General features: G+C 66.4%; 4 protein-coding genes and 1 pseudogene. 3 read left to right on the plus strand and 2 right to left on the minus strand.

What is annotated here, in order from left to right; all coding sequences use genetic code 11:
• Together EN742_RS19920 and EN742_RS19925 are read right to left on the minus strand one after the other, a co-directional pair.
• The coding region (locus tag EN742_RS19920) for an HlyD family secretion protein (protein ID WP_245492359.1) at positions 1–1,193 on the minus strand (1,193 nt) is incomplete at its 3' end.
• Positions 1,190–1,668 (minus strand): annotated as a pseudogene (locus EN742_RS19925) (MarR family winged helix-turn-helix transcriptional regulator). The gene EN742_RS19920 and the pseudogene EN742_RS19925, both read right to left, overlap by 4 nt.
• A gap of 455 nt (positions 1,669–2,123) precedes the next feature.
• Between EN742_RS19925 and EN742_RS19930 the strand changes: the two are divergent.
• From EN742_RS19930 to EN742_RS19940, 3 genes are all read left to right on the plus strand, one after another.
• Positions 2,124–3,263, plus strand: coding sequence for an efflux RND transporter periplasmic adaptor subunit (locus EN742_RS19930; RefSeq protein WP_127406864.1), 1,140 nt, complete (start codon positions 2,124–2,126; stop codon positions 3,261–3,263).
• A complete protein-coding gene (locus EN742_RS19935; protein WP_210214468.1) occupies positions 3,260–4,834 on the plus strand; it encodes an FAD-dependent monooxygenase in 1,575 nt (524 codons plus the stop codon). The genes EN742_RS19930 and EN742_RS19935 overlap by 4 nt, the downstream gene beginning before the upstream one ends.
• A gap of 119 nt (positions 4,835–4,953) precedes the next feature.
• A partial coding sequence (locus tag EN742_RS19940) for an efflux RND transporter permease subunit (protein WP_148670164.1) occupies positions 4,954–6,441 on the plus strand: 1,488 nt, incomplete at its 3' end.

Genomic DNA, 6,441 nt, shown 5'->3' on the forward strand with positions numbered 1-6,441 from the left:
ATCCTGACGCAAAAATGGCGCTGCGCACCGGCATGAGCGCCACCGTCACCGTCGACACAGGCGTTGCGCAGCGCCATTTTTGCGTCAGGATCGGTCAGTTCCAGGCGCACCGGAATACGCTGGGTGACCTTGACCCAGTTGCCGGTGGCGTTCTGCGCCGGCAGCAGCGAGAACTCCGCCCCGGTGCCGGCGCCGATCGCCTTGACGGTGGCCTCGAAGGTCTTGTCCGGATAGGTGTCGACGATGATCTCCGCCTTCTGGCCCGGCTTCATGTGGGTAAGCTGGGTCTCCTTGAAATTGGCGTCGATCCAGGTGTCGCCGGTCTCGACCAGCGAGAACAGCGGCGTGCCGACGGCGACATACTGGCCGGGCTTGAACGAGGAAGCCTGGCTGATGACGCCGTCCGCCGGCGCCGTGACCGTGGTCTGCGCCAGGTCATAGGCGGCCTTGTCGCGCGCGGCGAGCGCTGCCATCACCGTCGGGTGCTTGTCGGTCTCGATATCCGGGTTGCCGCCGAGTGCCGCCTTGGCGCTGATGATGCCCTGCTCGGCCACCGCGAGCTGCTGCCTGGCCTTGTCGAGGTCATTCTTGGCCTCGTCCAGCGACGATTTGGCGTTGATGCCCTTCTGGGCAAGGTCGGCGGCGCGGTCATATTGCGACTGCGCGTAGGCGACTTCGCTGGTGTCGGACTTCTCCTGAGCCATCGCCTGGCTGTAGGCGGCGCGCAACTGCTCGACATTGAGGCGCGCGGTGGCGACCGCCGCGTCGGCCTGGGCGAGCGCGATCCGGTAGGATTCGGGATCGACGGCGAACAGCACGTCACCCTGCTTGACGAGCTGGTTGTCGGCGATGCCGACCTTGACGATGCGGCCCGCCGTGTCGGACGCGATTGACACCTTGGCCTGCTGCAGGTTGGCGTTCTCGGTCTCCTGGTAGCGGCCGCCGGTAACCCAGACGTAAGCACCGCCGGCAAGCAGCGCCGCGGGCAGCGCGACCATCAGGAGAAAACGGCCGGCGCGGCGCTTCTTCTTCGGCGCCACTGGTGCCGGCTGCGGCGTTGGGGTCACCGACACCGGAGCGGGCTGCGCCGGGGTTTCGGCGACCGGCTGCGCCGGCGCCTCGGCGACCGGCTGCGCCGGCGCCTCCATCTCCAACCTGGCGGCCTTCTCGTCTACCTTGGCTACCGCGTTCATGCTGCTGCGCCTTCCGTACTTTTCACTTTTCCGAGGACGGCGTCTCGCCGTCCGCAAGATTCTGCACGATCGCGTCCAGTGCCCGGATCAGGGCCCGGCGATCTTCCGGCGATACGCCGACCAGCGATTCCTCATAGACCTCGCCGGCAAGGCTCTTGACGTGGGCGTAGGCCTCGCTCGCCTTGGCGGTCGGGAAGATCATGCGAACGCGGCGGTCGGCCGCGTCGGAACGGCGCTCGATCCAGCCGCCCTCCTCCATCCGGTCGACGAGGCGCGAAACGCTGATCGGCTCGATTTCGAGCAGTTCAGCCAGTCGCGCCTGCGCGACACCCGCCTCCTTGGCGACGCGGACCAGAAGCCGCCATTGCGCCGAGGAAAGGCCGAAGCCGCTGGCGCGCGCCTCGAAGCGCTTGCGCATCAGACGCTGCACGTCGTGGATCAGGAAGCCCAGTCTGTCGATGCCGTCGGAAACCATGAGCGGCATATATAATAAGCGTGCTTACTATTCAAGGCAGCGGTGTTGATCCAGAAGCCGGCAACTGTGGATGGCAGACCCGCGACGCCGGCATGGTTAGCGGCTGGTGAACGTCCTGCGAGGCTCGCGCCCTCAGCCGGAGATGCCCATCGACGCCGGCAACGGCTTTTGAGTGAGTTTGTTCGCATGCGCCGCATCTGCCAGTTCTGATATGTCGTAACGTTACGTGCCAATCTCTGTTTTGTGCTGTCAACCGGCCTCGACCAGCCTGGCAGGGCGCCGATCCCAAAACATCGGAAAATTTTCAGAAACCGTTCGGGATTTCGCGGACCTGAAACGCGAAAAGGGATCGGGCTGGCAAACGACAGGCAGCAACGTCCGATCGCTCCCAGCCAACGCATTTTTTCGGTCGCCGCATCCTCGCGCGCGGCCGCAACCTTGGTCATGGAGACAACATGATTGCCACCCTTCTCCACAACAGGCCGCTGAGGCGCCGCCTTCTCGCCGGATCGATCGCCGTCCTTGCCTGCGGCGCCGCGATGGTCTGGCATGGCGCCAGGAGCGAGGCCTCGAACGCAAAGCCCGATGCGCCGGAGACGAAGCTCGTCAAGACGATAGCGGTGGCGCCGGTAGCCAATGCCGACACCCGCACCGCCATCGGTGAAATCCGCCCACGGCTCGAGAGCGACCTTGGTTTCCGCGTTTCCGGCAAGCTCGTCGAACGCATGGCGGAGATCGGCTCGACCGTGAACAAGGGCGAGGTGCTCGCCCGCATCGACGACCAGGACTACCGCAACCGGCTGCTTAGCGCCGAGGCGGATGTCGCGGCGGCGCAAGCCGTGCTGGTCGAGGCGAGTGCCGCCGAGGCCCGCATCGGCGCGCTGCTTGCCAAGGGTTTTACAACGCGCGCCAGCTATGACGCGACGCTGAAGAATCTGCGCTCGGCCGAGGCGAAGCTGAAGTCGGCGAACATCGCTTACGAAATGGCGAAGGACCAACTCGGATATACCGAACTGCATGCCGATTTCGACGGCATCGTCACCGCGACCGGCGCCGAAGCCGGCCAGTCCGTCAATGTCGGGCAGATGGTGGCGCGCGTCGCCGATCCAAACAGCCGCGACGCGGTATTCTCGATCGCCGAGGCCGCCTTCGCGAACACGCCTGATACGAAGCGACCGCCGAAGGTCACGGTCTCGCTGCTCAGCAATCCGGCGATCACGGCGACGGGCACCGTGCGCGAGATCGCGCCGGTGGCCGATGCCGCGACCCGCACATTCGAGGTCAAGGTCTCGCTTGAGGGCGCGCCCGACGAAATGCGCTTCGGCGCAAGCGTCGCCGGCCGCGCCGAAATCGCCGGCGCGCCGGTCGTGATGCTGCCGGGAAGCGCACTGTTCGACAAGGATGGCAAACCGGCCGTCTGGGTCGTCACCGCCACATCCGCCGTCGAGCTCAGGTCCGTCGCCATTGCCCGCTACGAGACCGACCGCGTCGTCGTCCGCGATGGGTTGGCCAAAGGCGACATCGTCGTTACCGCCGGCGTCAACCGGCTGCGGGAACATGAAAAAGTCCGTATCGTTGAAGGGGAAGAGAAATGAGCATGTCCAAGACCAAGGTCCTGATCGCCGGTGCCGGCCCGACCGGGCTGACGCTCGCGCTGTGGCTGACCAGACTCGGCGTGCCGGTGCGCATCTTCGACAAGGCCGCCGCTCCCGGCGAAACCTCTCGGGCGCTTGCCGTCCAGGCGCGCACGCTGGAGTTCCACCGCCAGATCGGCATCGTCGACGACGTGCTCGCCGCCGGCGTGCGGCTGGAGCGGCTGACCCTCCACACGCCGGCCGGCGTCGCGGCGAGGCTGCCGCTGTCGGATTTCGGCCGCGGCTTCAGCCCCTACTCCTTCGCCTTCGCGCTGCCGCAGGACATCCACGAGCGCGTGCTGATCACGCATCTCGAGCGCGCCGGCGTCGAGGTCGAGCGCGGCACCGAGCTTGTCGCCTTCCAGGACAAGGGCGAAGCGGTCATCGCCACGCTGTCCCAGGACGGCCGCACCGAGACCGTCAGCGCCGCCTATCTCGCCGGTTGCGACGGCGCCCGCAGCGCCGTGCGCCATGGGCTGAACATCGGCTTCCCCGGCGGCACCTACGAACAGTCGTTCTACGTCGCCGACGTCAAAGGCAGCGGCGAAATCACGCCCAACGGCATGGACACGACGATCAGCAGCTATGGCTTCGCCATCGTCATGCCTGTCCGGCAGTCGGGTTCGGTCAGGCTGATCGGCATCGTGCCGAAGGCGCATGAGGCCGACGAGACGATCACCTTCGAGGCGGTCCGCGCCGATGTCGAACGCGACACCGGCGTCAAGGTCCATGAGGTCAACTGGTTCTCGACCTACCGCGTCCATCATCGCGTCGCCGAACGCTTCCGCGCCGGCCGCGTGTTCCTGTGCGGCGATGCCGGCCACATCCACAGCCCCGCCGGCGGCCAGGGCATGAACACCGGCATGGGCGATGCGGTGAACCTCGCCTGGAAGCTCGCCGCCGTGGTCCAGGGCCGCGCCGATGCGCGCCTGCTTGACAGCTATGAGCCGGAGCGCATCGCCTTCGCCCACAAGCTGATCGAAAGCACCGACAAGGTGTTCCGCTTCGTCACCAGCCGCTCGCGGCTCGTCGGTATTTTCCGGCGCTACCTGATGCCGAAGATCATGAACGTCGCGCTGCATACCTCGTTCGGCTCGCGCGCCTTCTTCGGCGTGATCTCGCAGGCGGCGATCGAGTACCGCGCCGGGCCGATCAGCGCGGGCACGGCCGGCAAGGTCAGCGGCGGCGACCGCCTGCCTTATGTGGTCGGCGCGAGGGGCGACAATTTCGAGCCGCTGCGCTCGCTGGACTGGCAGGTCCATGTCTATGGCGAGGTCAATTGCGATTTCCGGGCGATGCTCGCGCCGAGCGGCATTCCGGTCCACGCCTTCGCCTGGTCCGAAGCGGCCGGCAAAGCCGGCTTGCTGCGTGACGCCGCCTATCTGGTGAGGCCCGACGGCCATATCGCGCTCGCCTCGCCCATCCAGGAGGCGGCGACTTTCCAGCGCTATCTCGCCGGCCTCGCCATCAGGCCGAGGACCGCCGAGCGCGCGCCTTACCGTGTGGCCGGCACCATGCACAGCCTGGCCTGAACCTCACGGCGTCCGCCTGACCGGCGGGCGCCGAGCAAAACCCCGATCGTCATTTGTCCGCCAGCCGGCGCAGCCGGCCGCGCGCCGGGATGGCGCGCGCCATTCAACGGAGTTGCATCATGACCAGCTTCAACCTTTCCGAATGGGCGCTGCGCCACCGGAGCTTCGTCATCTACCTGATGATCGCGGCAGCACTTGCCGGCCTCTATGCCTATCAAGGCCTTGGCCGCGAGGAGGACCCGCCCTTCACCATCAAGACCATGGTGGTGAAGACGATGTGGCCCGGCGCCACGACCAGCGACACGGTCGAGCAGATCACCGACCGCATCGAGAAGAAGCTCGAGGAACTGCCCGATCTCGACTACGTAAAGAGCTACACCAAGCCCGGCGAATCCGTCGTGTTCGTCAACCTCAAGGACACGGTCGCGGGCGACCAGGTGCAGCCGCTCTGGTACCAGGTGCGCAAGAAGCTCGACGACATCAAGCCGACGCTGCCGTCCGGCGTCCAGGGCCCGTTTTACAATGACGAGTTTGGCGACACCTATTCGCTGATCTACGCGCTCACCTCCGACAGTCTCAGCCATCGCGAGCTGAAGGACCTGGCCAGCAGCCTGCGCGCCGGACTGCTCACCGTGAAGGATGTCGCCAAGGTCGACCTGGTCGGCCAGCAGGACGAGAAGATCTACCTCGAATTCTCGACGCGAAAGGTGGCGGCGCTCGGCCTCGACGTCGGCACGCTGTCGCAGGCGCTGCAGGCGCAAAACGAGCTGACGCCGAGCGGCACGGTCGATGCCGGTCCCGAGCGCATCGCCATCCGCGTCTCGGGCAGCTTCACCTCCGAGGAGAGCCTGAAGGCGATCAATTTCTACGCCAACGGCCACTATTTCCGGCTGGGCGACGTCGCCGAGGTCAAGCGCGCCTATTCCGATCCGCCCCAGCCGCTGTTCCGCTTCAACGGCAGGCCGGCCGTCGGCATCGCGATCTCGATGACCGCTGGCGGCGACGCACTGGCGCTCGGCGAAAACGTCAAGGAGAAGATGCACGAGATGGAGGCCGAGCTGCCGCTCGGCGCCGAGCTCGGCCTGGTCGCCGACCAGTCGCATGTGGTGGAAGAATCCGTCGGCGAGTTCACCAAAAGCCTCGGCGAAGCGATCGCTATCGTGCTTGCCGTCTCGCTGCTGGCGCTCGGCTGGCGCCCCGGCATCGTGGTCGCCGTCGCCATCCCGCTGGTGCTGGCGATCACCTTCGTCACCATGGAGTATTTCGGCATCTCGCTGCAGCGCATCTCGCTCGGCGCGCTGATCATCGCGCTCGGCTTGCTGGTCGACGACGCCATGATCGCCGTCGAGATGATGATCTCGCGCATGGAGGAAGGCCACGACAAGATCTCGGCCGCCACCTATGCCTATGCGTCCACCGCCTTCCCGATGCTCACCGGCACGCTGGTGACGATCGCCGGCTTCGTGCCGGTCGGCTTCGCCAAGAGCGGCGCCGGCGAATACTGCTTCTCGCTGTTCGCGGTCGTCGGCATCGCGCTGGTCGTCTCCTGGATCGTGGCGGTGCTGTTCACGCCGCTCACCCGCGTGTTCCTTTTGCCCGCTCGCCTC

It is taken from the genome of Mesorhizobium sp. M4A.F.Ca.ET.020.02.1.1, assembly GCF_004022645.1.
Lineage (GTDB): Bacteria > Pseudomonadota > Alphaproteobacteria > Rhizobiales > Rhizobiaceae > Mesorhizobium.